The 25110-nt window shown below is 65.9% G+C and carries 24 protein-coding genes and 1 pseudogene; 16 read left to right on the top strand and 9 right to left on the bottom strand.

Features of this window, described 5'->3' with window-relative positions; all coding sequences use genetic code 11:
* Nucleotides 1-121 precede the first annotated feature (121 nt).
* Entirely contained in the window at nt 122-1315 is a 1194-nt protein-coding gene (gene manA / locus ATJ78_RS14105; protein ID WP_098408819.1) for a mannose-6-phosphate isomerase, class I, read from the top strand.
* A gap of 42 nt (nt 1316-1357) precedes the next feature.
* Here manA and ATJ78_RS14100 read toward each other — a convergent pair whose 3' ends face one another.
* Both ATJ78_RS14100 and ATJ78_RS14095 read right to left on the bottom strand, forming a co-directional pair.
* Nucleotides 1358-1765: a type II toxin-antitoxin system VapC family toxin gene (locus ATJ78_RS14100; RefSeq protein ID WP_098408818.1), complete on the bottom strand. Its 408-nt coding sequence runs from the start codon at nt 1763-1765 to the stop codon at nt 1358-1360.
* 1 nt (nt 1766) lies between these two features.
* Nucleotides 1767-2015: a type II toxin-antitoxin system Phd/YefM family antitoxin gene (locus ATJ78_RS14095; protein WP_245836336.1), complete on the bottom strand. Its 249-nt coding sequence runs from the start codon at nt 2013-2015 to the stop codon at nt 1767-1769.
* Nucleotides 2016-2133: 118 nt separating this feature from the next.
* Here ATJ78_RS14095 and ATJ78_RS14090 point away from each other — a divergent pair.
* The 5 genes and pseudogenes from ATJ78_RS14090 to ATJ78_RS14070 form a co-directional block, all read left to right on the top strand.
* Nucleotides 2134-2643: pseudogene (locus tag ATJ78_RS14090) on the top strand (ribonuclease H family protein); the annotation flags it as partial.
* Nucleotides 2644-2745: 102 nt separating this feature from the next.
* A complete protein-coding gene (locus tag ATJ78_RS14085) occupies nt 2746-3582 on the top strand; it encodes an aldo/keto reductase (protein WP_098408816.1) in 837 nt (278 codons plus the stop codon).
* Between the two features lie 94 nt (nt 3583-3676).
* Nucleotides 3677-4468: a DUF1684 domain-containing protein gene (locus ATJ78_RS14080; RefSeq protein WP_098408815.1), complete on the top strand. Its 792-nt coding sequence runs from the start codon at nt 3677-3679 to the stop codon at nt 4466-4468.
* Nucleotides 4469-4558: 90 nt separating this feature from the next.
* On the top strand, nt 4559-5155 hold the full coding sequence (gene msuE, locus ATJ78_RS14075) for an FMN reductase (protein WP_098408814.1): 597 nt from the start codon (nt 4559-4561) through the stop codon (nt 5153-5155).
* 134 nt (nt 5156-5289) lie between these two features.
* Entirely contained in the window at nt 5290-6855 is a 1566-nt protein-coding gene (locus tag ATJ78_RS14070) for an HNH endonuclease signature motif containing protein (protein WP_098408813.1), read from the top strand.
* 7 nt (nt 6856-6862) lie between these two features.
* On the opposite strand, the gene ATJ78_RS14065 is transcribed toward ATJ78_RS14070, so the two are convergent.
* Together ATJ78_RS14065 and ATJ78_RS14060 are read right to left on the bottom strand one after the other, a co-directional pair.
* Nucleotides 6863-7486, bottom strand: coding sequence for a TetR/AcrR family transcriptional regulator (locus ATJ78_RS14065; RefSeq protein WP_098408812.1), 624 nt, complete (start codon nt 7484-7486; stop codon nt 6863-6865).
* Between the two features lie 16 nt (nt 7487-7502).
* On the bottom strand, nt 7503-8465 hold the full coding sequence (locus tag ATJ78_RS14060; protein ID WP_098408811.1) for an alpha/beta fold hydrolase: 963 nt from the start codon (nt 8463-8465) through the stop codon (nt 7503-7505).
* Between the two features lie 46 nt (nt 8466-8511).
* On the opposite strand from ATJ78_RS14060, the gene ATJ78_RS14055 reads away from it, so the two are divergent.
* Genes ATJ78_RS14055 through ATJ78_RS14040 form a run of 4 tightly spaced genes read left to right on the top strand, consistent with a single transcriptional unit; the run spans nt 8512 to nt 13103 of the window.
* Nucleotides 8512-9054: a hypothetical protein gene (locus tag ATJ78_RS14055; RefSeq protein WP_098408810.1), complete on the top strand. Its 543-nt coding sequence runs from the start codon at nt 8512-8514 to the stop codon at nt 9052-9054.
* Between the two features lie 20 nt (nt 9055-9074).
* A complete protein-coding gene (locus ATJ78_RS14050; protein ID WP_211288472.1) occupies nt 9075-9773 on the top strand; it encodes a VC0807 family protein in 699 nt (232 codons plus the stop codon).
* Entirely contained in the window at nt 9770-11269 is a 1500-nt protein-coding gene (locus tag ATJ78_RS14045) for a carboxylesterase/lipase family protein (protein WP_098408808.1), read from the top strand. Before ATJ78_RS14050 ends, ATJ78_RS14045 begins: the two co-directional genes overlap by 4 nt.
* A 43-nt stretch (nt 11270-11312) precedes the next feature.
* Nucleotides 11313-13103, top strand: coding sequence for a thioredoxin domain-containing protein (locus tag ATJ78_RS14040; protein ID WP_098408807.1), 1791 nt, complete (start codon nt 11313-11315; stop codon nt 13101-13103).
* 77 nt (nt 13104-13180) lie between these two features.
* On the opposite strand, the gene ATJ78_RS14035 is transcribed toward ATJ78_RS14040, so the two are convergent.
* Nucleotides 13181-13909 (bottom strand): OBAP family protein, encoded by a 729-nt coding sequence (locus ATJ78_RS14035; RefSeq protein WP_098409407.1) that lies wholly within the window; start codon nt 13907-13909, stop codon nt 13181-13183.
* A 76-nt stretch (nt 13910-13985) separates the two neighbouring features.
* Nucleotides 13986-15341 (bottom strand): L-serine ammonia-lyase, encoded by a 1356-nt coding sequence (locus ATJ78_RS14030; RefSeq protein WP_098408806.1) that lies wholly within the window; start codon nt 15339-15341, stop codon nt 13986-13988.
* 203 nt (nt 15342-15544) lie between these two features.
* Between ATJ78_RS14030 and ATJ78_RS14025 the strand changes: the two genes are divergently transcribed.
* The 3 genes from ATJ78_RS14025 (at nt 15545) to ATJ78_RS14020 (ending at nt 17175) form a co-directional block, all read left to right on the top strand.
* The gene (locus tag ATJ78_RS14025; RefSeq protein ID WP_098408805.1) at nt 15545-16300 is read left to right on the top strand and encodes an SDR family NAD(P)-dependent oxidoreductase; all 756 of its coding nucleotides are present in this window, start codon (nt 15545-15547) and stop codon (nt 16298-16300) included.
* A gap of 128 nt (nt 16301-16428) precedes the next feature.
* Nucleotides 16429-16560 carry a hypothetical protein gene (locus tag ATJ78_RS16200; RefSeq protein WP_281253398.1) on the top strand — a complete coding sequence of 44 codons (132 nt, stop codon included), beginning with the start codon at nt 16429-16431 and terminating at the stop codon, nt 16558-16560.
* A gap of 6 nt (nt 16561-16566) precedes the next feature.
* Nucleotides 16567-17175: a TSUP family transporter gene (locus tag ATJ78_RS14020; RefSeq protein WP_245836335.1), complete on the top strand. Its 609-nt coding sequence runs from the start codon at nt 16567-16569 to the stop codon at nt 17173-17175.
* A 208-nt stretch (nt 17176-17383) separates the two neighbouring features.
* Here the strand turns inward: ATJ78_RS14020 and ATJ78_RS14015 are convergent, their stop codons facing one another.
* Together ATJ78_RS14015 and ATJ78_RS14010 are read right to left on the bottom strand one after the other, a co-directional pair.
* Complete coding sequence (locus ATJ78_RS14015) at nt 17384-17776, bottom strand: type II toxin-antitoxin system VapC family toxin (protein ID WP_098408804.1); 393 nt, start codon at nt 17774-17776, stop codon at nt 17384-17386.
* A complete protein-coding gene (locus tag ATJ78_RS14010) occupies nt 17776-18036 on the bottom strand; it encodes a type II toxin-antitoxin system Phd/YefM family antitoxin (protein ID WP_098408803.1) in 261 nt (86 codons plus the stop codon). Before ATJ78_RS14010 ends, ATJ78_RS14015 begins: the two co-directional genes overlap by 1 nt.
* A 184-nt stretch (nt 18037-18220) precedes the next feature.
* On the opposite strand from ATJ78_RS14010, the gene ATJ78_RS14005 reads away from it, so the two are divergent.
* The 3 genes from ATJ78_RS14005 to ATJ78_RS13995 all read left to right on the top strand — a co-directional run bounded on the left by ATJ78_RS14005 (nt 18221) and on the right by ATJ78_RS13995 (nt 21883).
* Complete coding sequence (locus ATJ78_RS14005) at nt 18221-19201, top strand: ATP-binding cassette domain-containing protein (RefSeq protein ID WP_098408802.1); 981 nt, start codon at nt 18221-18223, stop codon at nt 19199-19201.
* Nucleotides 19198-20022 carry an ABC transporter permease gene (locus ATJ78_RS14000; protein ID WP_098408801.1) on the top strand — a complete coding sequence of 275 codons (825 nt, stop codon included), beginning with the start codon at nt 19198-19200 and terminating at the stop codon, nt 20020-20022. Before ATJ78_RS14005 ends, ATJ78_RS14000 begins: the two co-directional genes overlap by 4 nt.
* Before the next feature lie 133 nt (nt 20023-20155).
* Nucleotides 20156-21883, top strand: a complete 1728-nt coding sequence (locus ATJ78_RS13995) for a cation:proton antiporter (RefSeq protein WP_098408800.1) — start codon at nt 20156-20158, stop codon at nt 21881-21883.
* Nucleotides 21884-21904: 21 nt separating this feature from the next.
* Here the strand turns inward: ATJ78_RS13995 and ATJ78_RS13990 are convergent, their stop codons facing one another.
* Complete coding sequence (locus tag ATJ78_RS13990) at nt 21905-25069, bottom strand: AfsR/SARP family transcriptional regulator (protein ID WP_098408799.1); 3165 nt, start codon at nt 25067-25069, stop codon at nt 21905-21907.
* Nucleotides 25070-25110: the final 41 nt, after the last annotated feature.

The following is a 25110-nucleotide window of genomic DNA, read 5'->3' as shown; positions in this document are numbered from 1 at the left end:
CGGTTGGTAGGTTGATGCAAGTGCTCCGTGCCGGACTCCGGCGTGATTGTGGGGACACAACAAGCTCAGGTGGCGTCGGTGCAACGGCATCCGCGCTGCGCGTCAGACAGTGAGGTGCAATTTGTTCGTAGCCATTGAGAACACCCCGCGTCCGTACGCGTGGGGGTCGACGACGGCCATCGCGGAGCTGCAGGGCCGGGAGCCGTCGGGGGAGCCCGAAGCCGAGCTGTGGCTCGGGGCGCACCCCGGATCGCCCTCGCGGATCTTCGGCGGCTCCGGCGTCGGCTTTCCCGACCTCGCCACGTGGATTGCCCATGAGCCGGACTCTGCCGGGCTTTCGAGTGGGCGACTGCCGTTTCTGCTCAAGCTGCTGGCGGCCGAGACGCCGCTCTCGCTGCAGGCGCACCCGTCGCCCGAGCAAGCGGAGGCGGGCTTTGCGCGCGAGAACGCGGCGGGGGTTCCGCTCGACGCTCCGCACCGCAACTACAAAGACGCCTTTCACAAGCCAGAGCTCGTCGTCGCCCTGAGCGACACGTACGACGCCCTATGCGGGTTTCGGCCGGTGGCGGATGCTGTCGCAGAGATCGATGCGCTTATCGACGTGGCTGAGGGCAACGGCCAAGGGCTCGCGGCGGCAGAGCTGCGCGGCCTGCGCGAAAGACTCGAGGGCGACGACGCCGAGGTGCTGCGCTCGGTGATCGAGTACCTGCTCGGCTCAGAGGTGTCGGCGCTGGTCTCGGCGGTCACGGACGTGGCAGCATCCGCCCCTCTGACTCCTGCTGTCGACACGGTGCGTCTGCTTGCCGAGCATTACGCGGGGGACCCCGGCATCGTGGTGTCGTTGTTCGTCAACCGCGTGACCCTGCGGCGTGGCGAGGCGCTGTATCTGCCCGCGGGCAACATTCACGCGTACCTGCACGGCTTCGGCGTGGAGCTGATGGCGGCAAGCGACAACGTGCTGCGTGGGGGACTGACGCCGAAGCACGTCGACGTTGCCGAGCTGCTCACGGTTCTGAACTTCGAGCCCGTTCCCGTGCCGTACCTCGAGCCCGAGCACGTGGGCGACGGTGTCGAGCTGTTTGCTCCCGACGTTCCGGACTTCGAGCTGTATCGCATGGACGTGCATGACGATGACGCGTCGATCGACATTCAGAAGGCGGCCATCGCTGTCGTGACGCGCGGCGAAGTGGACGTGACCGGCGCACAGGGGGCGGCGACGATGACGGCGGGGCAGGCGATGTACGTCACGCCGGACGAGACCGCGCTGACGGTCTCGGGTGACGGTGAGGTGTTCGTCGCTACCTCGCGACAGTAGGTGCGCCCACTTCGCCAGTTGGTGTCGCAGTAGGTCGCGCCTTCAGCGGAACAGGCTCAACACACCAAGGCCAGGCACGGCGAAGTTGCGTTCGTTGCGCGTGACAACCGTGAGACCGTGGTGCAGCGCAGTGGCGGCGATCAGTGCGCCGGCGAAGGGGCGTCCATCAGGAACGTTCAAGCTTGCGCAGAGACGGGCCGTCTCCGGCAAAATCGGCAGGATTCGGCCCGAGAAGGCGTCGCGAACTCCTTCAAGCCAGAGGCGGTGCCTGGCGGCGCTCTGCCCGTCTTTGCGTTCCTTCATGAGCACACCGAGTTCAAGCTCGTACTCGGTAACGGCGCTCAGATAGAGCGACGCCGGTGAGACCGAGTCGAGCCACGAGAGCACGTTTCGGTTTCCTGTTTGAGGTAGCCGGGTCTCAGAGACGACGTTCGTGTCGAGCAGATACATGTCAGAACTCGATCACCGGACGCCAGCTCTCGGCGTCGCGCTCAAATTCGACGTCGTTGAGGTCGGCGCCATCTGACGGGGCAAGCCGTTCACTCAGAGAGCCCTGGTGCGTGGCGTCCGTCAGGCGACGGTAATCGTCGATGTGCAGCAGCACGAAGGCGGGCTCTCCACGACGCGTGACGACGACCGGCCCGTCGGCCGCATGTCGCTGAGCGGCGGCAACCGATTGGTTGAATTCTCGTGCTGACATGGTGACCATGATCCCTCCAATGCAGGGATAGTGAGGTTACTACAAGGATGCTCGTGCACTACCGGACGGCGCGGCAGGGTGTGGGCGAGCAGTCGCGTCGCCGTGACAGGATTGACGTATGACGATCACGGCTGCCGCTGACGGCTCAGCACTCGGCAATCCCGGCCCCGCGGGATGGGCCTGGTACATCGACGACGGTTCGTGGGCGGCAGGCGGATGGCCGCACGGCACCAACAACATGGGCGAGCTCATGGCCGTGCTCGACCTCTTTCGCTCGACCGAGCATGTCTCGCACGAGCACCTGCATATTCTGTGCGACAGCCAGTACGCCATCAACTGCATCTCGAAGTGGATGCCGGGCTGGAAGCGCAAAGGGTGGCGCAAGGCCGACGGCAAACCCGTCATGAACGTGGGACTGCTCAAGGAACTCGACGAGGCGATTGCCGGGCGCGACTACACGTTCGAATGGGTCAAGGGGCACGCGGGACACGATCTCAACGAGGCGGCAGACCTGCGCGCGCGTGCTGTCGCGACGGCGTATCAGAACGGGACCGAGATTCCGACAGGGCCCGGCTTTGAGGGGCAGGGGAACGCGACAGGACGCGACTCGGTGCCCTCGAGCGCCGAGCCGGATCTGTTCAGCGGACTCGACGGGTTCGACCTCGGCCGCTGATCGTTCGCCATACGCGGAACATGTCGCGACAGCATCCGTCTGTGGTTAGCTGAGATCATGGCTAACTCGTATGTTCCCTCCATCGAGCTGAACGATGGACACCACATTCCGCAGCTGGGCTTCGGCGTGTTTCTCGTTGACCCGGAGCAGACCGAGCGCATCGTCACCGACGCGCTCGAGGCAGGCTACCGGCACATCGACACCGCCGCGATTTATGGCAACGAGGAGGGCGTCGGCCGGGCGATCGCCGCGAGCGGCATTCCGCGTGACGAGCTGTTCATCACGACCAAGCTCTGGAATGACGCCCAGGGAACGCAATCGGCCTTCGATGCCATCGACGCGAGCCTCGAGAAGCTCGGCCTCGACTCGGTCGACCTCTACCTGATCCACTGGCCCACGCCGCAGCGCGACCTGTACGCCGAGACCTGGCGCGCGATGGAGCGCATCAAGGCCGACGGCAAGGCGCGCTCGATCGGCGTCTCGAACTTCTTGCGCCCGCACCTCGAGCGCATTCTCGCCGAGAGCAACACGGTGCCCGCGATCGATCAGATCGAGCTGCACCCGGCACTGCAGTCGCGTGAGCTCACGGAGTTCGCCCGGTCGCAGGGCATCCACATTGAGGCGTGGGGGCCGCTCGGGCAGGGCAAGTACCCGCTGTTCGACGAACCGGCCGTCGTCGCGGCCGCTGAGGCGCACGGAAAGACTCCAGCGCAGGCCGTGATCCGCTGGCACCTGCAGCACGGCAACATCGTGTTTCCGAAGTCGAACAACGCCGGCCGTATGGCCGAGAACTTCGACGTTCTCGACTTCACGCTCACCAGCGACGAGATGGCGGGAATCGACGCTCTCGAGCGCGGTCAGCGCGTCGGCTCGCATCCCGACGAGTTCAACTGATCTGCACTGCACACATCGCCCGGCTGACATAGGCTGGGCGATGTGCGTGAGCGCGTGCTGATCGCACGCACCCCGGTACCACTCGAGGAGAAGCATGACTGATACCAACGATTTCGCCGCCGCGTGGGCGGATTGGCACGAGTCACGAGTTCGCGCCACGACGTCTCCGCTCGGCTTGGCATCGCTGGTAGCGACACACTGGCTGACCGCCGACGAGGCAGCGTACGAGGGCGTACCGGGAACGTGGAAGGCGGCCGGAGAGACAATTGTCGGTACGGCGCCGGCACTGCACGGCAAGACGATTCTGCAAGATGGTCGTCCCGTGGGCACCGTCGAGGGCGCATCGATTTCTCTCGAGACCGGGCAAGACATCGAGTGGGGCGACAAGCGACTGCGGTACTTCTCACGCGACGGGGCGCTGGCGCTGCGGCTCATCGACCCGGATGCTGCGACGCGCGCCAGCATCCGCGATCTTTCTGCGTTCGAGCCCGACGAGAGCTGGGTGCTCACGGGGCGATTCACGGATGCTGGAGACGGCGCGACGCAGAGCGTCGAGAGCATCGACGGCCACGTGTCTGACGGCGAACTTGCCGGCACTGTCGACGTGACGCTGCCCGGTGGCGAGAGCGCGTCGCTGAAGGTGACGACGGACCCGCGCGGGCTGCGCGCCGTGATCAGTGACGGCACGAGTGGCGATGAGAGCTACCGGTTCCGGTTCGTGCCGATCACTGCTCCGGGCGATGACGGTTCGGTGACCATCGACTTCAACCGGGCGTACCTGCCTCCATGCGCGTTCGCCGACCACTACGTGTGCCCGCTGCCGCCCGCCGAGAACCGGCTCAGCACACCGATTCGTGCCGGCGAGAAGGCTGTCGTTCGCGACTGAGCCTGCTGCGGCGCCGCATGCCGCAGCATCCATTACGACTTATGTCGGTGAGAGATTTTCTCGAGCCGCCGTCGAGCGTACTGTCGCCTCATGCCTGAACACGATGCAACGACTCTGAAGGTGGTCGCCGTCTCGGGGAGCCTGCACGAGCCCTCGAAGACCACGGCCTTGATTCGCGCGATCGTCGGCGAAGTGGCGATGCGCGAGACGGTCGACGTCGAGGTGATCGAGCTGATTGAGATCGGGTCAGGGTTTGCGGGTGCACTGACGCGCGACCAGGTATCGCCACGCGCCGAGGCGGCGCTGCGGTCGATTGAGACCGCGGATCTGCTCGTCGTGGGGAGCCCCGTGTACCGAGGCTCGTTCACCGGGCTGTTCAAGCACCTCTTCGATTTCGTCGGGCAGTATGAGCTCGTCGACACGCCCGTGCTGCTGGCGGCGACGGGCGGGGGAGAGAAGCATGCGCTGATTCTTGAGCATCAGTTTCGACCGCTGTTCGGCTTCTTTCAGGCGCTCACGCTGCCGATCGGAGTGTATGCGTCGAATACCGACTTCACGGGCTATGAGCTGACGAGCGATGCTGTACGTTCGCGCGTCGAGCTTGCGGTGCGTCGAGGGCTTCCGTTTGTGCGGCAGCGGGGGATTCCGGCGGAGGTACCCGCCTCAACGTACGTCGGCACCTGGTAGATAGCGCGTCGCCGCGTTCTGCGCGTCTGGGCTGATTTCTCCACAGATTTCGCTCGAACACAGCTTCGAGCTAAGTTATCCACATTCGTTGGTTCGCTCGAATTAATGTCGGTGGTTCGTGGTGGAATTGGTGCATGGATGAGTTCAGAGATTCCCCTCCGGACCCGGGCAATTGGGGTCCGGCGGATGGGAGAGATGAGTTATATCAGCCGCCGCCGACAGATTCGAACGAGCAGCCATGGGGCGATCCTCGATTCGAAGAATCCGAGCCTGACGAGTCGGCACATGCGGAATCCGAACTAGAGACGACCGGCTCGGATCAGTCGCCGCAGCCCTCTGGAGCGGATGCTGTAGCGAGCGCGTTGCGTGAGCAGTTGGATGGTGTTGTTGCTGATTCTCGTGCGATTTCGGCAGCGGAAGCGTCTCGCATGCGCGGCATCTACGGGATGCTGCAGGACGCTTTGGCACACCCGGGCGTGTTCATTCCGATGCGGGATGGGGCAACGCGGGCGGATCTTGACGCGGAGGCTGAGGGGTGGGTGCGGTCTTCTTTGGCGCAGGAGATCGGTGCGGCGATCGGTGTCACGAAGGGTCACGCGCAAGGCCTGCTCAATGATGCTGAGTTTCTGTGTGAGAAGCTCTCGTCAACATTCGGCGCTTTAGAGGCTGGTGAGATTACGCGGCAGCATGTCGACGCGATGCTGCGTCAAGCCGTCAGTCTCGATGCTGGTGAGGCGGCCGCGTTCGAAGCGGAAGCACTGCCGAAAGCAATGGTGCAGTCGGCGACGCAGTTTGCTCGTGCTGCGGTCAAGATTCGGGAGGGTTTGTTTCCGGAGACGATCACGGAACGTCGCACGGAGGCGGTGAAGCAGCGTCGGGTGGAGTGTTACGGCACCCAAGACGGCATGGCAGTCCTGTCTTTGTATGGTCCGGTCGAGGTGGTGCAGAGCCTTGTGAATGCGGCCACGCGGACGGCGCGGGCATTGAAAACCGCCGGCGACGACCGGACTCTGGCGCAGATCGAAGCAGACACGATCGTCGACGCTCTACTCAAGGGATTCACCACCGACGGGCCTAAGCCCGGTGTTGGTGCTTCGGGGGTGGGTGCTGACCGTTTGGGTGGGATTCGTCCGACCGTGCATGTCACCGTCCCCGTCATGACACTCCTCGGACACTCCGACGAGCCGGGGCAGTTGGACGGGTACGGCCCCATCGCCCCCACCATTGCACGCGAGCTGGCGGCGCGGGCACCGAGTTTCACCCGGTTGTTGACGCACCCGGAGACCGGGGCGGTGCTGTCGGTCGGGCGTGACAGTTATGCGGTGCCGGCGGATCTGAAACGCACCGTGCGGCTGCGTGATGAAACGTGCACCGGCATCGGCTGCGACCGGCCTGCCACGATCTGTGACCTGGATCACATCGAACAATGGCAACACGGAGGCGAAACAAAGTTGTCGAACCTGCAGCCCGGATGCGAACAGCACCACATGCTCCGACACCACACCCTCTGGCAGGTCCACACCAACGGCGACCAGATCGAATGGGTCTCACCCCTCGGCATCACCTACCAGGTGCCACGCACCTCCAACGTTCAATTCCTGGAGACGACGAACGAAGCCGAATCGGAAGCCGGAGTCGAAGACGCGAACGCTGCAGATAATGACGAGAGGGAGGCGCTAGTCGAAGAACCGTTGTTCTAGAGCCCGTTCAGCTCGAGAGGGCGTGCTCGAAGATGTCGGCAAGCTCCTCAGCATCCCTGATTGCATCGTAGTCAGGATCAGCACGCATCTGCACGAGCAGACCGTCAAGCGCGCTGCGGATGGTGCGCGCCATGACGCTCGTTGAGAACTCGCGAAACTCGCCGTTCTGCTTGCCGCGTTCAAGGAGCACGCCAACCGCAGAGAGCTCCTGGTCATTGGCGCGCGACTGCTCGGCGTGACGGAGCATGCCGTCTTCTCCACGCGCATGACTGGCGATCTCATGCAGGGCGGCCATGTGTGTGGGGAAATCACGATAGAACTCAGCACTTCCCGTAATGAACGTGCGGACGGCCATGAGAGCGGTCGGCTGCGCATCGATCTTGGGCCGCAGCTGCTCCGTCGCAATGCCGTAGACCTCGCTGACCACCGCGTCGAGCAGCTCGTCTCGGTCGGCGAAGTGATACGAAATCACGCCTCGGGTCACCTCTGCGCGCTTGGCAATGCGCGACAAGGATGCTTGTGCATAGCCGTCCTCCGCGAGAACGGCAATGGCACACTCGATGAGCTGTGCTCGGCGAGTGCGCTGGATGAACGTCAGCCGTGGCGGCTCGGATGCAGTCTTGTCGGTCATATCGTCAGCGAAATTATCATCGTTGTTCCAGTCTGCTGGCGTGTGCAGCGGGATGCGTTCGGGCGCGCTCTTCGGCCCGCGTCCAGAACTCGTCAAGGTCGCCCGCAAGCGCCGCCGGCACCTGCAAGGGGAGTGAGTGAGTTGTTCCGGGCCATGTCGTCACATGCCCGTCAGGAAGTCTTTCACGCACACGCGACGCTGTCCCCGGTTTTCCCGCAAGCGAGTCTCGTTCGGCGAACGCGGCATAGACCGGCATGGTCAGCTCTGACAGTTGCGATGCCGAGAGCGGGCGAGGCATCGGCAGTTCCGCACGGAATCCTGCGACGCCAAGCGAGACCATGCGCCCCAATGCCCCCGCATCGTCGTCGCTCCCGCCCACACGAGCGAGCGCTGCCGAGCGCCACCGTGCCGGGAGAACGGGCAGCGAGAAGAGGGCCGTCCACAACAGCATCCTGATGGGTGGATACGCGAGCGTAAGCATTGGCTCGAGAAGTGCAAGGCTCGTCACGCTCTGCGGATGGTGAAGTGCGTAGGCCGCTGCCGTTGAGCCGCCAAAGGAGTGCCCGACCACGTGTGCTCCCTGCGGAGCGAGCTGCGACTGCACCTCATGGAGCCACGTCGCGTGATCTCGGACCTGATTCAACGGTTGATGCTGCTGCGAGAGACCGGCGTCGCCCAACATGTCGAGGGCGATGACGCGGCGCTTCTCGCCAAGGGCCCGAATGTTCGCGGACCACATCGGCGTGCCCGACGCGCGACCCGGCAGCAGGATCACGGGGTGGCGGTGCTCCGTGTCCCGCGGATGCCACTCGTACGCGCGCACGCGCCCGAACGATGTTTCGACGTCATGCTTGTCGTTCGCTTCTGGCAGGTCGCGGAAGGCCTCATCGTAGGCAGCTCGGTAGGCACGACGGGCTTCGGCTGAGCGAAAGTGTCCAACATGCCCACGTGAGCGTTCCCTGCGTATTTTTAGCGCCATAGATAAAAAAATATCACCCTTGCTAAATTTTTGCTAACCTGCCCGCATGACAGACGACACACGCATTGAACCGTCCGGCCCGACTGCCGTTGAGCAGACGGCGACCCGGGTGCGCTGGTCCGACGTGCCCGCTCCGCTCAAGTGGCTCGTGCCCGCCGTCGGCGTCGGAATCTTTCTGCTGATTGCGCTCCCGGTCGCGATGATCATCGGCAGAGACGGCTTTCTCGCCGACAGCATCCGCGCCACCAATCCGACACTTGAGCCTCGCCTCATGGAATTCGCCATCAACGCCTCGATCATCTACGCCGTCGTGCTTCACGCCGTCGACGTCGTGCTTTCGATCTGGCTGGTCATCAAGGTGCTCCAGGGGCGTCAATGGGCGCGCATCGCTTTGAGCGCGTACCTCGTGATCGCGACGTTCTTCAGCCTGTACTCCGCTGCCGCAGGAAGCGCGTACTTGTGGGCGGTGATCCCCGGCGACAGCATCCACGTGATCATGCTCATTCTGCTCTGGGCTCCGCGCTCGGTTCGGCAGTTCTTTGCAATGCACAGCGGTCAGCGCCAAAACCCGCAGGGGCAGCCCGCATGACCAGGGCCGAGCATGCGGCGATGAGCGAGGACAACGCTGACGCCAGGCGCCCCCGTGGTAGAGGCATGGGCGGTCAGCTCGGCCTGATCATCACTGATCTGGTCGTGCCCGTCGCCGGATTTTACATTCTGCGAGCAATTGGGCTGGATGCTGTACTCGCGCTGATCCTCGCCGGTCTACCCACGGTTCTGGCGATCGCCGTGCGCTCCATCAGGCAGCGGAAGGTCAATGCGCTGGGGATCTTCGTGCTCATTGTGCTCGCGGGAAGTGCGCTGCTGACGTTCGTGACCGGCAGCCCGCGCTTCCTGCTCGCGAAAGAGGGATGGTTCACAGGGGCAATCGGGCTGGGCTTTCTCGTGAGCCTGCGCTTCCGTCGCCCCGTGGCCTTCACATTCGCTCGCACAATGATCGAGCCGACGCGCATGAGCGCCCGACTACATCCGCAGCTCTGGGACGACATCTGGGAGGACGACGCAGGATTTCGTCGCATCTGGCGCGGCGCGACCGTGCTGTGGGGCGTCGGGATGATCGGAGACGCGATCGTTCGAGTGGTGATGGCATACGCGCTGCCCGTGGATCTTGTTCCGGTGATCGCCGGCGCGCTGTGGGCAGTCACGTTCGTTGTGCTGCAAGTGATCCAGCACCGCTACTTCGCTCGAGCCGGACTGTGGCGGCGCGTCGAGCAAGCCGGGAGGACACAGGAAGGTGAGGGCACATGACAGAAGCACCCCGTGAGGTGACGCTTGACACCGGCAGAATCCGGGGACGGCGCACTCGGCACGCGCGAGTGTTCTCGGGCATTCGCTACGCCGCACCGCCCGTCGGTGATCGACGTTGGGCGGCTCCAGCTCCCGCCGATGCCTGGAGCGGAGTTGCCGATGCGACCAAGCCGGGGCCGCTCTGCCCCCAGCCGGGATTGCCCGCAGCCATGATCGATGAGGACTGCCTGTTTCTCAACGTCACGACACCGCGGCACGAACCGGCCGACCCGCTGCCGGTCATGGTGTGGCTTCACGGAGGCGGATTCACCACGGGCGGCGGGCACCTCTACGATGCTCAGCGACTCGCTGCCCAGGGGAACGTCGCCGTCGTGACCATCAATTACCGGCTCGGAGTCTTTGGCTACTTCGGGTACGCGGGGCTGCCCGGATCGGGAACCTTCGGACTGGCCGATCAGCTGGAAGCTCTGCGCTGGGTTCGCCGCAACGCTGCAGCATTCGGAGCAGACCCTCACAACGTCGCGGTCTTCGGGCAGTCCGCCGGAGCCATGAGCATCGGTGCGCTGCTCACAAGTCCCGACGCAGCTGGGCTCTTCGACAGGGCCATCATGCAGTCCGGCTCACCGATGCTGCACTGGCCGCGCGGCATCATGTTTCCGCGCTCACCCGAGCACTCGCCCTACCTCCACCTTTCCCACGTGGAGGCATCGGGTGCGCGGCTTGCCGACCAGCTGGGGTGTGGGGGAGAGGATGCTGTCGCGAGGCTGCGTTCCCTTGACTCGGCGACGCTCGTAGAACACACGGGGGACTTCGCCAACCACCTTGCCTGGGGCACTTCGCTGCTCCCGCGGCATCCTGCCGACGCCGTACGCAACGGCCTCGTGCACGATGTGCCGATTCTCTCGGGAATCACCCGTGACGAGATGAGGCCGTTCATCGCCGGTGCGCACCAGGTGAATCCCATCACCGACGAAAGGCTTCCCGAGTTTCTGGCGAACTCCTTCGGCGACCATGCATCTGCCGTGGCGGACGCCTACGACGCGTCACGGGGATCGGCGCTCGTGACGTGGTCGGCGATCGCCACGGACTCGTCGTGGGCCTATGCCGTTCACCGCGAGCACGAGCTGCAGGCCTCGCGCGCTCCCGTGTACGCGTACGCGTTTGCCGACAGGACTGCCCCGAACGTCAACGGAGCCGAGATCCCTGGGTTTCCGATGGGAGCTGCGCACGCCGCTGATATGCCGTACCTCTTCGATCTCGGCGGAGAGGACATGCTGACCGCCGAGCAGCATGCGCTCGCCGACGAGATGATCGGCTTGTGGGCGTCGTTTGCGCACGACGGGGAGCCATCAGCCGCGCACAGCCCTCCATGGCCGCGGTTCGATGAAGGTCAGTTCGTGATGGGGTTCGACGAGCGCGGCGCGCGCCAGGTGGACTTTCGCGAGCGGCACAGGCTCGATTGCTGGCGCAGCGTGCATTCAGACCTTCGACGGTGAGAGTGACCTCGCGGTGACCGGTGCCCAGCCGTACGCTGGAGTCATGGCCAACCAGCTCGCCGACGCCATGAGCCCGTACCTGCGGGCCCATGCCGACAATCCTGTCGCCTGGCAGCCGTGGGGCTCCGCCGCTTTCGCCGAGGCAGCCGAACGCGACGTACCCGTCTTCATCTCCATCGGGTACGCGACGTGCCACTGGTGCCATGTGATGGCACGCGAGTCCTTCAGCGACGACGCGATCGCCGCCTACCTCAACGAGCACTTCGTGTGCATCAAGGTGGATCGTGAAGAGCACCCGAGTGTCGACGCGAGCTACCTCGCACAGGCGGGCGCATTCACCCAGGGGCTCGGCTGGCCGCTCAGCGTCTTCGCCGCTCCCGACGGGGGAGCGTTTCACGCCGGCACGTACTTTCCCCCGCAGCCGATCGGCGGCCGACCGTCATTCCGCCAGGTGCTCGAAGCCGTCGTCACCGCGTGGTCCGAGCGACGCGACGCGGCTCAGAGCACAGCGCAGGCGGTGGCCGATGCTGTGCGCGCGGCCGGAGCGCGTGGAGCCGAGACGGCGGAGCTGCCGGCGCGTGAGCAGCTGACAGCATCCGTCGGTCGTCTGGAGCATGCAGAAGATGCGCTGTTTGGCGGATTCGGCATGGCCCCGAAATTTCCTGTCGCCCCCGTGATCGGGTTTCTTCAGGCCTACGGCGCCGATGAGCTCGCCAACCGCACACTCGCAGCCATGGCGCACTCACCGCTGCGAGATCGCGACGGCGGTTTCTTTCGATATGCGACGCAACGCGACTGGTCAGAACCGCATTACGAGCGGATGCTGTATGACAATGCTCTGCTTCTGGGCGCTTACACCCGCTCGTGGCAGAGCGGCATTGACGAGTCGCGGACGATTGCGGAGGGCATCGCCGCGTTTCTGCAGAGCACGCTGTTACTCGGGTGGGGATTCGCGAGCGGCCAGGACTCCGAGAGCACCATCGACGGCGTGCGCACAGAGGGCGGCTACTACCTCGCCGAGAACCGCGAGGGGCTCGAGCCGCCGCCGCTTGATGCCAAGGTGCTGACGGGGTGGAACGGCCTTGCGATCGAGAACCTGGCGCGCGCCGGCGTCGTCTTCGACCGCGCCGACTGGGTCGCAACCGCGCGCGAGGTTGCCGACGAGCTGCTGCGCCGTCACGACAGCGGCGACGTGCTCGTGCGAGCGTCAACGGCGGAGCAGGTGTCTGTCGCCGTCGCGGTGCTCGAGGACTTCGGGCTACTCGCGTGCGGTCTGATCGAAGTGGGGTGCGCGACGGGCGACGGCGCGTACGTCGAGCGGGCGCGGGATCTGCTGCGACGCGTGTCGTCGGCGAACGGTTTTGCCGAGCCCGTGACCGACGAGGTGCTCGCGGCTCAGGGGCTCGCGCTGCAGGAGGACCCGAGCGAGGGTGCGTATCCGTCGGGTGTGAGTGCCTGCGCGCGTGCCAGTCGGATGCTGTGGCTGCTCACCGGCGACCGGTCACTGCGTGATCGGGCAGAGTCTGCGCTTGCTCCGTTTGCTGACCAAGCGCTGTCGAATCCGGTCGGCTTCGGTGCGCTGCTCGAGGAGGTCTCGCGGCTCGGATCGCCCGCGCGCCAGACGATCGTCGTTGTGCCAGACGGAGCAACGGCCGCCCTGCCCGAGCGCGTGCGGCGGGAGGGTGCCGACGTCATGATGCGGGTGAGCGAGTCGGCTGCGCGTCGCCTCGCAGCATCCGGAATCGATGTTCTCGCCGACCGAGTCGCCGTAGACGGCAAGCCGACGCTCTACGTGTGCGAAGACTTCGCGTGCCGCTTGCCTGAAACCCTGTGACGGGTGCGCCGGGCGAACCGTGCGCGTCGCTTCGCAGTGTCTCTCTTCGTAGTGCCTCTTTTCGCAGTGCCTTTTTCTCAGGGCTTCTCGCTGTCGGCATCAACGACACCCGTGATTGACTCCGTGCCCGTGAACGCGTCGGCAAGGACATCAACGCCCTGCTGCGGGCGCGCAAGGTTGACGAGCTGCTGCCGATTCGCCCGGGTCTTCGCCGTGTCGAGCTTCATCGCCTCTTCCCGGCTCTCATGAAGCGCAGGATCACACTCTCCCATGCGATTGAACGACCACATGAGCGTGGGCTCTCCGAGCGGAAGCTCGTCGCCCGGGGTGCCCTGCGTTCCGGTATGCCACATGTGCCAGGTCTTGCCATAGCTGTTCATCAGGTGCTGCATGAACCTCGCCTCGGCCGCATCGGGAAGCCCCGGCGCAATGAGCTGCCCCGATAGCACCTCAAAGTTGTGCGGATGCCAGAAGCCACGCTCCTCCTCGGGCAACGTGTCGAACAGCTTTTCCGAGACGATGTACTCGACACCGATGAGATTCGCATCTCGCGTGTTGCCGTCGAAGATCGTGCACTGCAGCAGGTCGTCGTTGACGACGCGGCAGTAGTGGTGCGCCTCCATCTGCATGTGCGGATCGCTCTTGGCCAGGTGAAAACCCACAACGTACACATCGAAGCCGTGCAGGGGAGTGGACGACTGCAGCGCGGTCGCCCCCGTCTCGAGGATCGCCAGCTCGAAACCCTTGCCCTCACCGGCGGGCTGCACCGGGCTCGCCCGATCTGGAATCAGTGGATTGACCGCCATATCGATCACCGTCTTTCTCGTCAAATGATCCGGCAACCATAAGACCGAGGGCGTCACTCCGCCACGGGGTTGCGTCTCAGCACTCGATGACGTTCACCGCGAGCCCGCCCTCGCTCGTCTCTTTGTACTTCGTCGACATGTCGAGTCCCGTCTGACGCATGGTCTCGATCACGGCGTCGAGCGAGACGACGTGCGTTCCGTCGCCATTGAGCGAGAGGCGCGCGGCGGTGACCGCCGTCGACGACGCGATCGCATTGCGCTCAATGCACGGCACCTGCACGAGTCCCGCAACCGGATCGCACGTGAGCCCCAGGTGGTGCTCCATAGCGATCTCTGCGGCGTTCTCCACCTGCTTCGGCGTTCCCCCGAGCACAGCACACAGTGCCCCAGCTGCCATTGCGCACGCCGAGCCGACCTCGGCCTGGCAGCCGCCGACCGCACCCGAGATCGAGGCGTTCGCCTTAAAGAGCGTGCCGATCGCCGTCGCGGTCAGCAGATACGTGCGCATTCCCTCGACGCTCGCGCCGTCGACGAACGTCAGGTAGTACCGCCCGACCGCGGGAATGATGCCCGCCGCCCCGTTCGTCGGGGCCGTCACGACTCGGCCGCCCGAGGCGTTCTCTTCATTCACAGCGAGGGCGAACGCGAGAAGCCATTCACCCGGAAGCGAGCGGCCGTTCTCGGCTTCGGTGTTCTCGAGCTTCTCTCGCAGAGACCGCGCTCGTCGCGCCACCTTGAGCGGCCCGGGAAGCGTGCCATCGGTCGTCAGGCCCGCGGTGATGCAGTCGTCCATCACGCGCCAGAGCTCGTCGAGACCAGCATCCACCTGCTGTCTGCTGCGCAGCGACTCCTCGTTGCGGCGCGCGATATCTGCAATGCCGAGGTCGAGCTCAGCGCAGAGCTCGAGCAGCTCGGTGGCATTGCGGTAGGGCAGGGGAACCTCGGTCGTCGCCTCGTTCTCGGCATCGCCCTCGCGTTGAATGAACCCGCCTCCGACCGAGAAGTAGGTGTGCTCCACGATCGGAACCGCGCTGTCCGACCACGCCGCGAGCGTCATGGCATTCGGATGCTGCAGCCGCGTACGCGGTTCAAGCGCAACGTCGTCGTGCTCGAACTCGATGCGGTGGTCGCCGCCGAGCGCAAGAGCGCGGGCTCCTGCGGCAGCATCCCATGCACCTGTCACCTGTGCCGGGTCGCACGTTGTCGGCTCGAGGCCGGCAAGTCCTGCGACGACGGCGTCTGGCGTGCCGTGGCCGAGTCCGGTCGCTCCGAGCGAGCCGTAGAGTGTGCAGCCGACGCGGCGCACGCGAGAGAGGCTGTTCGACTCGCGAAGGCGCCTGACGAAATCGAGGCTTGCGCGCATGGGGCCGACGGTGTGGGAGCTCGACGGGCCGATGCCGATCGAAAACAGGTCGAACACTGAGACGTACATGCTCCTCCTCGAACGTCTGTTAAGGGTACGTCGGTTTACGCGCCTTTCGGGTTCTGCCGGGAGGAAAGTCCATGCATATGCATGTATTGTCTTGATACCATGGGGCGTGAGGGGTTCGCGATCTCGTCGCGGCCTCATCACCATCCCCTCACAACGGTGCAGGCCGCCTGTTCAGACGAATCGCTGAACGAAAGGACAGTGGCATGGCATTCGACAGCAAGGTCGCACTCGTCACCGGCGGAGGATCGGGTCTCGGCGAGGCAATCAGCAAGCAGCTGGCATCGGAGGGCGCCAAAGTCGTTGTCACCGACATCAACCTCGACAGCGCACAGCGCGTCGTGAGCGAGATCGAATCAGCGGGCGGAACCGCCGCTGCCGTCGCCCAGGACACCGCAAGCGCTGAGGATGCCGAGAAGGTCGTGACGTTCGCCGTCGACACGTTCGGAGGCCTCAACTTCGCCGTCAACAACGCCGGAATCGGCGGCAAGCAGGCACCGGCAGGCGAGATCGATCTCGAGGACTGGGATCGCGTGATCGACATCAACCTCAACGGCGTGCTCTATGGCATGCGGTACCAGATCCCCGAAATTCTCAAAGCAGGCGGAGAGAACGGCGCGATCGTGAACATGGCGTCGATCCACGGAACCGTGGCCGCCATCGGAAACGGCGCGTACACGGCGGCCAAGCACGGCGTGGTCGGCATCACGAAGAACGCTGCCGCCGAATACGGACAGCAGGGTCTTCGCATCAACTCCGTCGGGCCCGGCTACATCGACACTCCGCTCGTGCGCAGCAGCCTGAGCGACGATGTGCGCACCGCACTCGAGAGCAAGCACATGCTCGGTCGCCTCGGCCGCGCAGACGAGGTCGCTCAGCTCGTGACCTTCTTGCTCTCTGACAAGGCATCGTTCATGACCGGAGGCTACTACCTCGTCGACGGTGGCTACACGACGGTGTAATTGCAGGCCGTGTGAGTTGCAGGCTGTGTGAGTTGCACGGCAGTGTGAGCTGCCGGCACGGCGATCTGCACAGCAGGGTGATCGCTGTAGCCTGAGGGTATGAGTACCTCGGCGCTCGCGGCGGCCGCGTGGATGTAGCCACGGCGGCCGTCGCCGGGGTTGCGATCCTGGTCGGGGCGATTCTGCAGCGCCTGTCCGGCACAGGCGTCGGGCTCGTGGTCGCCCCGATTCTCGCCATGCTGCTCGGCCCCGTTGCCTGAATACTCGTGACCAACGCCACGACGGTCGTCTCGGGACTCCTGATTCTGCTGTCGCTGCGCCGCGACATCGAGTGGAAGCGGTATCTCGCCTTTCTCCCCGGGATCATCGTCGGCGCCATCGCAGCATCCTTCGTCGTTCGTGCAGCACCGGCGAGCTGGCTGCAGATCCTGATCGGTGCCATCGTGCTGGTCGCCCTCGCGACGACGTTCGGGCTTCCGAGCCTTCCCGTCATCAGAACTCGTGCACTCGGCCCCGTCACGGGCGCCATCGGCGGCTTCTTCAACACGTGCGCGGGCGTCGCAGCTCCCGTCATGGTCATCGACGCGAAGCTCACGCGATGGAGACAGCGCTCGTCCGCCGCGACCATGCAGCCCACCTTCATGACGATGGGCATCGTCTCGGTTGTCATGAAAATCTCCCTCGGCGCTGCGACCATCGCAGAACTGCCTCCCGCGTGGACCTTCGGCGTCATCGTGGTGATCGTCATCGTTGGAATCATGATCGGCGGCGCCCTGAGCGCGCGAGTATCGTCGCGTGCCGCCCGCAACACGGCGATCACCCTCGCCGCGATGGGAGGTGGCGCCGCCCTGATCAGAGGTGTTGTGGCGTTGTGAACCCGACGCGTCACCGTCGCGTAATGCTGTCGTCTACTCAGCAAAGGAGCTGTCATGCCACTGCTGGGTACCTGCTCACGCACATCCTCTTCAAACCCGAGATCTCTGAGATTCCCGACTGCCCATCGTCGGGCGTGGCGCTCGGAATCGGCCTCGATCCTCTGCTGCTCACTGTGCCGACGCCGCACGTCTCGAGTAGCGCGGTCGCTCACCGCGGCGCGACTGTCGTGACCCCGTATGCGTTCGCGGCTTCGGCCAGCCGATCGTCGTATACGACGACGCCGCTGAGATCGTTGCCCAGCTCGAACGCCGCGGCGAGGTGAAGAGCATCAAGGCTGCGCAGTTCCGGAGGGTCGAGACGCGCGGCGGCGTCATAGGTGCTCGACGGCAAGGTCAGGACGAACAGGGAATCCAGTACCTCTTGTGCTCGCACGGCGTGTTCCGGCGATGCCCGTCGGACGGCGCGCATAAGTTCTGTGCGAGCGAGATCGCTCGTGACGAGTTCTTCCTCTTGAGCGACAAGCCACGCCTGAAGAGCCGCCGACTCGGCTTCGCCGACAACGAGCTTCACGAGCGCCGACGTGTCGAGGTAGAACGCCATTAGAACCGCTCGTTGTCGCGCCCGCGACGCAGCGCCGACGTGAGCTCGCCTGGCTTGGGCGCACTGAGCTCTTCGATGGACCGGCGCGGAGCGCGGAGCTGGCCCGATGCTGTGAGATGGTCAAGGCGACGTAGCGGCATCGGAGACAACTGCGCGACAGGGCGCCCGCGATCAGTAATGGTGACCGTCTCGCCCTTAGCGGCCGCGGCAACGACTGCCGACGCGTTTTGTTTCAGCGCACGGATTCCGATATCACTCATGTTCTACATTGTAGAACAATGCCTCTGAGGGCGAAAGCGCCGGGCGGAAACCTCGCGATCCGGGTGTTCACCTACTGAAGGAGCCGGACGCAGCGCTGTCACGATGTCGCCGGTCGTGAAAGCGTCGTGTAAGCGATGTGAAAGTGCGCGGGCACATTCTTGTTCTGCGATGAAAGGAACAGGAATGCCATCCACTGAACTCGCCGTCGACGCGACAGGACTCGTCAAGGTCTTCGGCACCAACCGCGCCGTCGACGGCGTCGATCTCGCTGTGCAGGCCGGAACCGTCTACGGAGTTCTCGGCCCCAACGGAGCTGGAAAGACAACAACCATCAGCATGCTCGCGACGCTGCTGCGTCCGGATGCCGGCAGCGCCCGCATCTTCGGATTCGACGTGCAGCACGACGCCGGCATCGTGCGGCAGCTCATCGGCGTCACGGGGCAGTACGCCTCTGTCGACGAGTCGCTCAGCGCGACAGAGAACCTCGTGCTCTTCGGCAGGCTGCTCGGACTGAGCGGCCGTGAGGCGAAGCGCACGGCTGGCGATCTGCTCGAGGAGTTCTCACTCACCGATGCCGCCACCCGCCCGCTAAAGAAGTTCTCGGGTGGAATGCGACGCCGCCTCGACCTCGCCGCGAGCCTCATCGCGCGGCCCCCGCTCATCTTTCTCGACGAGCCGACGACGGGCCTCGACCCGCGCACGCGCAACCAGATGTGGGATACGATCCGCCGCCTCGTCGCGCAGGGCTCCACCGTGTTGCTCACGACCCAGTACCTTGACGAGGCCGACCAGCTCGCCGACCGCATCGCCGTGATCGACACCGGCCGCGTGGTCGCCGAGGGCACGGCAGACGAGCTCAAGGCCTCTGTCGGCACATCGGCGCTCCAGGTGCGACTCGTCGATCAGAGTGACACGGATGCTGCCGTGCAGGCGATGCGCGACGTGCTGCAGTTCCGCGGCGCACCGTCCCTCTCGGGCGGCACCATCACTGTGCCGATGCACGACGCCGACCGGGTCGCCGACCTGCTGATCGACCTCCGCTCCCGCGGCATCCACCTCGCCGAAATGAGCGTCCAGAAGCCGACCCTCGACGAGGTGTTCCTCGCGATCACGGGTCACGCGACGCAGGCGGCAGACGACGAAATCGAAGGAGCACACGCATGACCACAGCATCCGCTCACCCCACCTCGGCTCTGCCCACGCAGACGCTGTCGAACACGATCAGCCTCGCCGACACCGTCTCGCACTCGCTGTCGATGGCCCGCCGCGGCCTCCTCAAGATCAGGCGCACCCCCGAGCAGCTCATCGACGTGACCATTCAGCCGATCATCTTCACCCTGATGTTCACGTACATTTTCGGCGGCGCCATCTCGGGCGACGTTGAGAGCTACCTTCCGGTGATCATTCCCGGCATCCTCGTGCAGACCGTGATCACCACGTCTGTCGTCACGGGCGTACAACTGCGCGAAGACATGGACAAGGGCGTGTTCGACCGCTTCCGGTCGCTGCCGATCGCTCGCATTGCCCCGCTTGCCGGAGCACTGCTCGCCGACACGGTGCGCTACACGATCGCGACGACGCTCACGTTCGTGATGGGTTTCATCATGGGGTGGCGTGCCGACGGCGGAATCGGCGGCGTGGTTCTCGCGGGACTCGCGGTGATCGTGTGCGCGTGGGCGATCAGCTGGATCTTCGCGTTCTTCGGCGTCATCGCGCGCACAGCATCCAGCGTTCAGGGCATCTCGATGATCATTCTGTTTCCACTGACGTTCCTGTCGAACGCATTCGTGCCCATCGACACGCTCCCCGGGTGGCTGCAGGGCTTTGTGCGGGTGAACCCCATCTCGCACCTGGTCACGGCCGTGCGCGATCTCGCGAACACCGGCACAGTCGGCAGCGATCTGCTGATCTCGCTCGTGGGCGCCGCGGTGATCGTGGTGGTGTTTGCGCCGCTCACCGTGCGGGCGTACATGCGCAAGGCCTGAGCCCTACCGTTCATTCGGAAAATTAGACGCGACACGCCGTGGATGGCGCTTTCCCCACGGCGTGTCGCCTGAGATTTCCGAATTTGTGCATATCCGTGAGTGGCAGTATCGAGGGGAAAGGGGGAGCGATGCGATGGAGACGATTCTGATCGTCGCGGTTCTGGCACTACTCGTCATCGCGGCGGCGACAACGTTCGCCCCGCGACTCGGCGTCGCCGCACCGCTGCTTCTTGTGCTGCTCGGCATCGGCGTGACGCTCGTTCCCGCCGTTCCCACCATCGAGATCGACCCCGAGTGGATTCTCGCCGGCGTGCTGCCGCCGCTGCTCTACTCGGCGTCGGTGTCGATGCCCTCGCTCGACTTTCGCCGCGAGTTCACGGCGATCAGCGGGCTGTCGGTCGCCCTTGTCGTGGTGAGCAGCATCGTTCTCGGACTGTTCTTCTGGTGGGTGATTCCCGGCATCTCGCTCGCGTGGGGCATCGCTCTCGGCGCGGTCGTGAGTCCGACTGATGCTGTCGCGACGTCGATCGTCAAGGGGCTCGGCGTCTCGCCGCGCATCGTGACGATGCTCGAGGGAGAGAGCCTTCTGAACGACGCGACAGCGCTCGTGATGCTGCGAACGGCGATCGCCGGTGCCGCAGCATCCGTCTCGTTCTGGGGCGTGCTGGGCGACTTCGCCTACGCGATTCTCGTGGCGACGGCGATTGGCGCGATCGTGGGCTGGCTCAACCTCGTCGTACGCTCGCGCGTCTCTGACGCCACCGTGAGCACTGTCATCTCGTTCACGATCCCGTTCATCGCGTCGATTCCCGCCGAGATGCTCGGCGCCTCGGGACTCGTGGCGGCCGTCGTCGCGGGCCTTGTCACCGGGCGCGGCGCAGTCAAACGGCTCAAGCCGTGGCACCGTATCGCCGAGCAGCAGAACTGGCGCACCATCGAGCTGCTGCTCGAGAGCGCCGTGTTTCTGCTGCTGGGCCTCGAACTTACGGGCATTGTGGGAGACGTCATCGCCGATCACGACGGCGTGCTGCCTGCCGTTCTCGTCGCGCTCGGCGGCCTCGTGCTCACGATCGCCGTGCGCAGCGGCTACGTGTCGCTCCTGGTGCAGTCCCTGCAGCGGCGCGCCCGACGACACGAGGTGATGCGGCCGCGCATGAAGATCATCAAGCAGCGCTTCGACGAGCGAGACGCCCGTCTTGCATCTGGGGTGCAGCCAGACGGGGGAGCGCCTGGCGCGATTCGACCCGACGATATTCGTGCCGCGGCAGCAGACGGGTTTCGCCGCGGGCAGAAGCATGGCCCTGCCGAGATTCCGCGGCCCCCGCTCGGCGCACGGGCCGCGCAGCGCATCGAGCGGCTGCGCACGCGCATTACGCGCGCCGTCGCCGACTTCGACTACTTTCTCGAGCGGCCGATCGGCTGGCGCGAGGGCACCGTCGTCGTGTGGGCGGGCATGCGCGGTGCCGTGACCGTGGCGGCGGCGCAGACCTTTCCCGCCGAGACCCCGCATCGCTCGACGCTCGTTCTCATCGCGTTTCTCGTGGCCGCCGTCTCGCTGCTGCTGCAGGGCGGAACGCTGTCGTGGCTCATCGCCCGCGTTAAGCCGCGGCCCGAGCCGGCAGGTCTCGCCGACGACGAGCGCCGGCAGCTGAGCACCCTGCTCAACGACACCGCGACGGCAGAGCGAGGCGCCGCTGCGGCAGAGGGGCGCAAGGCCGACGCCGTGCAGATCATCACGGCGCAGCGCGACGCCCTGCTGCGGGTGCGCGATGAGGGAACGTTCTCGTCAGAGACGCTCGCCGGCGCCCTCGATGTTCTCGACGCCGAGCAGATCAGCGTCGAGCTGCGCGGCGGCACGTGATCGCGTGCCGCTCGTGACGCATCACGTGCTGCTCGTGACGCGGCGCCGCGCGCGAGCCAGGTCGTCGAGAAGCTCGGTCGCGCGTTCGACGCGGTCGAGTGGGCGAAGGCCGGCGGCGTCGGCGCGGGCTGTGGCGACAGCATCCGCCCCGCATGCTTCTGCGGCACGAGACAGAATGCTCTCGAGGTTCAGCACCGAGAAGTCTCGGCGGTAGCTCATCGCCTCGGCAAGCGCGACGAGCTGCAGGCCCACGTTCGCGGTCGCCGAGCGGCCAAGCGCGAAAGATCCGAGCGCCACTATTCCCGCACCGACGACGGGCTGATCGACGCCCCAGCGCCGCACTCGACGCATGACCCTGATGCGCGTCGCCAGCCGGGCCACCTCGCGCTCCAGGTCGTCGCCTGCTCCCTCGATCGACTGCAATGTCGCGACGAGGGCGGCCTGAACGAGCAGCGACCACGATGCCGAGCGGGCCCCGACCGACCGGAGCATCGTGAGGCACTCCTCGAAGACCGCTCGCGCCCCGGCGGCGTCGCCCGCCGCGAGGGCGATCTCGGCGTGCAGCGAGAGCAGCATCGAGCTCGTCTCGGGCGAAACGCTGTCGTCTCTCACCGCGAGCAGCTCGTGCGGACCGGCGTCGCCCGCACGAATGCGCGCGAGCGTCAGCACCCACTCGGTCTGCTCGGCGTCTTGATTCGAATCGATGAGCGCGAGGTGCTTGCGAGCGGCCGTGGCCCAGCGCGCACACTGTTCGATGCGGCCCGTCTCGCCATACAGCTGCGCGAGCAGCAGCGCCGCGTAGCCCATGAGCCACGGGTCTTCGAGCCGCGCCGCACGTGCCGACGCCGTTCGCGCAAGCTCGATGGCACGGTCGCACTCGCCGATGTTCTCGAGAACGTTCGCGCCGAGCATCGCCGCACACGCAGACGTCATGTCGTCGCGCGAGGCCGTGAGCTCGTCGACCCGGCCCAGCACAGCGTCGATCGCCTCGTGGCTGTCGGGAATGCGCCACGAGAACAGCTCGGTGACGATGAGCGTGCGGGCATCGGTGATCGAGCCGGCACGGGTGAGACGCCGCACGCGCGACAACGCCGGATAGGTGGCGTGGCGCATGCCCGCGAGACCGGAGACCACGGCGATGAGCGCGAGCCCGAACCCCGCGGCGTCGGCAATGTGCGCGGGGATCTCGCGAGGGGAGGATGCTGCGAGCACATCCGCGCCGAACGCCATGATCTCCTCGTGCTCACCGCGCATCATCCACAGTGCACTCAGCGCGCCGAACAGGGCGTAGACGTCGTCGCTCCGGCGACCCGTGATGGCGTGGCGCAGCGTCGCAATGAGGTTCTCGCGCTCGGCGCGGGCGATGCGCATGGTCTCGACCTGGCGCGGGCCGATCGTGTTGCCGAAGATGCGGAGCGCGAGATCGGTTGCCCACGCGAAGTGGCGTTCTTCGATCTGAGCCCGTTCGCCCGCGTCGTCGAGCCGATCCCGTGCGAACTCGCTCACGGTCTCGAGCAGGCGGTAGCGGGCCGTGCCGTTCTCGTCGCTCACCTGCACGAGCGACTGCATGACGAGCGCGTCGAGGTCGTCGAGCACATCGGAGCCGTCGCCGGCAACGATCGCCGCAGCATCCGCGGTGAAACCGTCGGCGAAGAGCGCGAGGCGTCGCATGACGCGCCGCTGGTGAGCGTCGAGCAGCTTCCAGCTCCAGTCGATCACCGCGAAGAGGGTGCGATGCCGTTCGGGCGCGGAGCGGTCCACGGCGGTGAGCAGGGCGAATCGATCGCGCAGGCGCCGCTCGATGTCGTCGAGCGACATGGAGCGCACGCGCGCGGCGGCGAGTTCGATCGCGAGCGGAAGCCCGTCGAGGCTCTCGCAGATGCGCGCGACGGTGGCACGGTCGAGCTCGGCGTTTGGGCGCACGGCACGCGCTCGCTCCAGAAACAGCGTGACGGCAGGGCCCGCGCCCGCAGCATCCGTTATCGCGAGCGGCCGAAGCACAAAGACCTGCTCGCCCTCGATCGCGAGCGGTGACCGGCTCGTCGCCACGATGCGCAGCGATGCGACGGCCGCGAGCAGATCGTCGGTGATCCCGGCGATCGTGGCGACGAGGTGCTCGCAGTTGTCGAGAACGAGGAGCGTGTCGCGTTCGGCCAGCATCGTGATCACACGCGAGCGCAGGTCGGTGCGCACGAGGGGATCGGAGAGGCGGGTGGTCGAACTCACGGTGCGGATGCCGAGCGTCGTCGCGATCGTGAGCATGACGTCGTCGGGATTCGTCGCCGGGGCGAGCTCGACGAGCACGGTCACGGGTGCTGTCGATCGGCCGGCGACTTCGGCGGCGAGGCTCGTCTTGCCGAGTCCGCCAACGCCGAGGATGGTCGTGAGACGGTGTGACGCAACCGCGGCTTCGACGGCGGCGATGTCGTCGTCGCGGCCGACGAGCGGCGTGCGGCGAGACCGCACGCCAATGCGTCTGCGCTGCGGCGAATCATCGCGCAGCAGCTGAGTGTTGAGCTCGACGGCGTCGCTGCCCGGCGTCGTGCCGAGTGTCTCCGACAGAGCGCCGCGCAGGCGGGCGAAGACCGCGAGGGCATCGACGCGACGGCCGGCCGCCGTGTGCGCGCGCATGAGCAGCACAGCCGATTCTTCATCAAGCGGCGACGCGTCGACGAGCGGCGTGAGCGCGGCCGTCGCCTCGTCGACACGTGCGTCGTCGAGAAGCGAGCGTGCACGGGCACGAAGGATGCTGCCGCGCAGCGCGTCGGCCTGCACAGTCAAGCGGTCGGCGACCGGCGCATCGCCGAGATCGTCGCCCGGGTCGCCGTGCCACAGGGCCAGCGCGTGCTCGAGGTCGCTGGGCTGCGTTGCGTTCCGGGCGACATCGAGGTCTGTGCCGATGGTCAGTCGGTAGCCGGCCGGCCCGGATGCGATGGCGTCGGCGCCGAGCAGTCGCCGAACACGCGACACGAGCGTCTGCAGCGCGGCGCGCGGCCGGTCGGGAGGGTCGTCGCCCCAGACGTCGTCGATCAGCCTCTGGCTGCTGGCGACGAGCGGGGACGCGAGCGCGAGTGCCGCAATGAGGCGGCGTGGCAGCAGCCCCGCGACGGGGGCACCGTCGACAAGAACGGGGCCGAGCACGCGGACGCGCACCGATTGTGCCGCACCGTTCTCGCCCTCGCCCACGAGGCAAGTGTAGTGTCGCCACCTCGTGCGAGCATGGTGCT

Origin of the sequence: Paramicrobacterium agarici, from assembly GCF_002563955.1 — a bacterium.
Taxonomy (GTDB): domain Bacteria; phylum Actinomycetota; class Actinomycetes; order Actinomycetales; family Microbacteriaceae; genus Paramicrobacterium; species Paramicrobacterium agarici.
The sequence above is the reverse complement of the archived record's forward strand: the minus strand, read 5'-3'. Positions and strand labels throughout refer to the sequence as shown.

Bases quoted from the DNA above. Each gene is read 5' to 3' on its own strand.
- ATJ78_RS14080 (WP_098408815.1), top strand. From the start codon at position 3,677: ATGACTGATACCAACGATTTCGCCGCCGCGTGGGCGGATTGGCACGAG.
- ATJ78_RS14000 (WP_098408801.1), top strand. From the start codon at position 19,198: ATGACCACAGCATCCGCTCACCCCACCTCGGCTCTGCCCACGCAGACG.
- ATJ78_RS14070 (WP_098408813.1), top strand. From the start codon at position 5,290: ATGGATGAGTTCAGAGATTCCCCTCCGGACCCGGGCAATTGGGGTCCG.
- ATJ78_RS14010 (WP_098408803.1), bottom strand. From the start codon at position 18,036: ATGAGTGATATCGGAATCCGTGCGCTGAAACAAAACGCGTCGGCAGTC.
- ATJ78_RS14065 (WP_098408812.1), bottom strand. From the start codon at position 7,486: ATGACCGACAAGACTGCATCCGAGCCGCCACGGCTGACGTTCATCCAG.
- ATJ78_RS14085 (WP_098408816.1), top strand. From the start codon at position 2,746: ATGGCTAACTCGTATGTTCCCTCCATCGAGCTGAACGATGGACACCAC.
- ATJ78_RS14060 (WP_098408811.1), bottom strand. From the start codon at position 8,465: ATGGCGCTAAAAATACGCAGGGAACGCTCACGTGGGCATGTTGGACAC.
- ATJ78_RS14100 (WP_098408818.1), bottom strand. From the start codon at position 1,765: ATGTATCTGCTCGACACGAACGTCGTCTCTGAGACCCGGCTACCTCAA.
- ATJ78_RS14095 (WP_245836336.1), bottom strand. From the start codon at position 2,015: ATGTCAGCACGAGAATTCAACCAATCGGTTGCCGCCGCTCAGCGACAT.
- ATJ78_RS14005 (WP_098408802.1), top strand. From the start codon at position 18,221: ATGCCATCCACTGAACTCGCCGTCGACGCGACAGGACTCGTCAAGGTC.
- ATJ78_RS14045 (WP_098408808.1), top strand. From the start codon at position 9,770: ATGACAGAAGCACCCCGTGAGGTGACGCTTGACACCGGCAGAATCCGG.
- ATJ78_RS14035 (WP_098409407.1), bottom strand. From the start codon at position 13,909: ATGGCGGTCAATCCACTGATTCCAGATCGGGCGAGCCCGGTGCAGCCC.
- ATJ78_RS14050 (WP_211288472.1), top strand. From the start codon at position 9,075: ATGAGCGAGGACAACGCTGACGCCAGGCGCCCCCGTGGTAGAGGCATG.
- ATJ78_RS14030 (WP_098408806.1), bottom strand. From the start codon at position 15,341: ATGTACGTCTCAGTGTTCGACCTGTTTTCGATCGGCATCGGCCCGTCG.
- ATJ78_RS14040 (WP_098408807.1), top strand. From the start codon at position 11,313: ATGGCCAACCAGCTCGCCGACGCCATGAGCCCGTACCTGCGGGCCCAT.
- ATJ78_RS13995 (WP_098408800.1), top strand. From the start codon at position 20,156: ATGGAGACGATTCTGATCGTCGCGGTTCTGGCACTACTCGTCATCGCG.
- ATJ78_RS14025 (WP_098408805.1), top strand. From the start codon at position 15,545: ATGGCATTCGACAGCAAGGTCGCACTCGTCACCGGCGGAGGATCGGGT.
- ATJ78_RS14015 (WP_098408804.1), bottom strand. From the start codon at position 17,776: ATGGCGTTCTACCTCGACACGTCGGCGCTCGTGAAGCTCGTTGTCGGC.
- msuE (WP_098408814.1), top strand. From the start codon at position 4,559: ATGCCTGAACACGATGCAACGACTCTGAAGGTGGTCGCCGTCTCGGGG.
- ATJ78_RS14055 (WP_098408810.1), top strand. From the start codon at position 8,512: ATGACAGACGACACACGCATTGAACCGTCCGGCCCGACTGCCGTTGAG.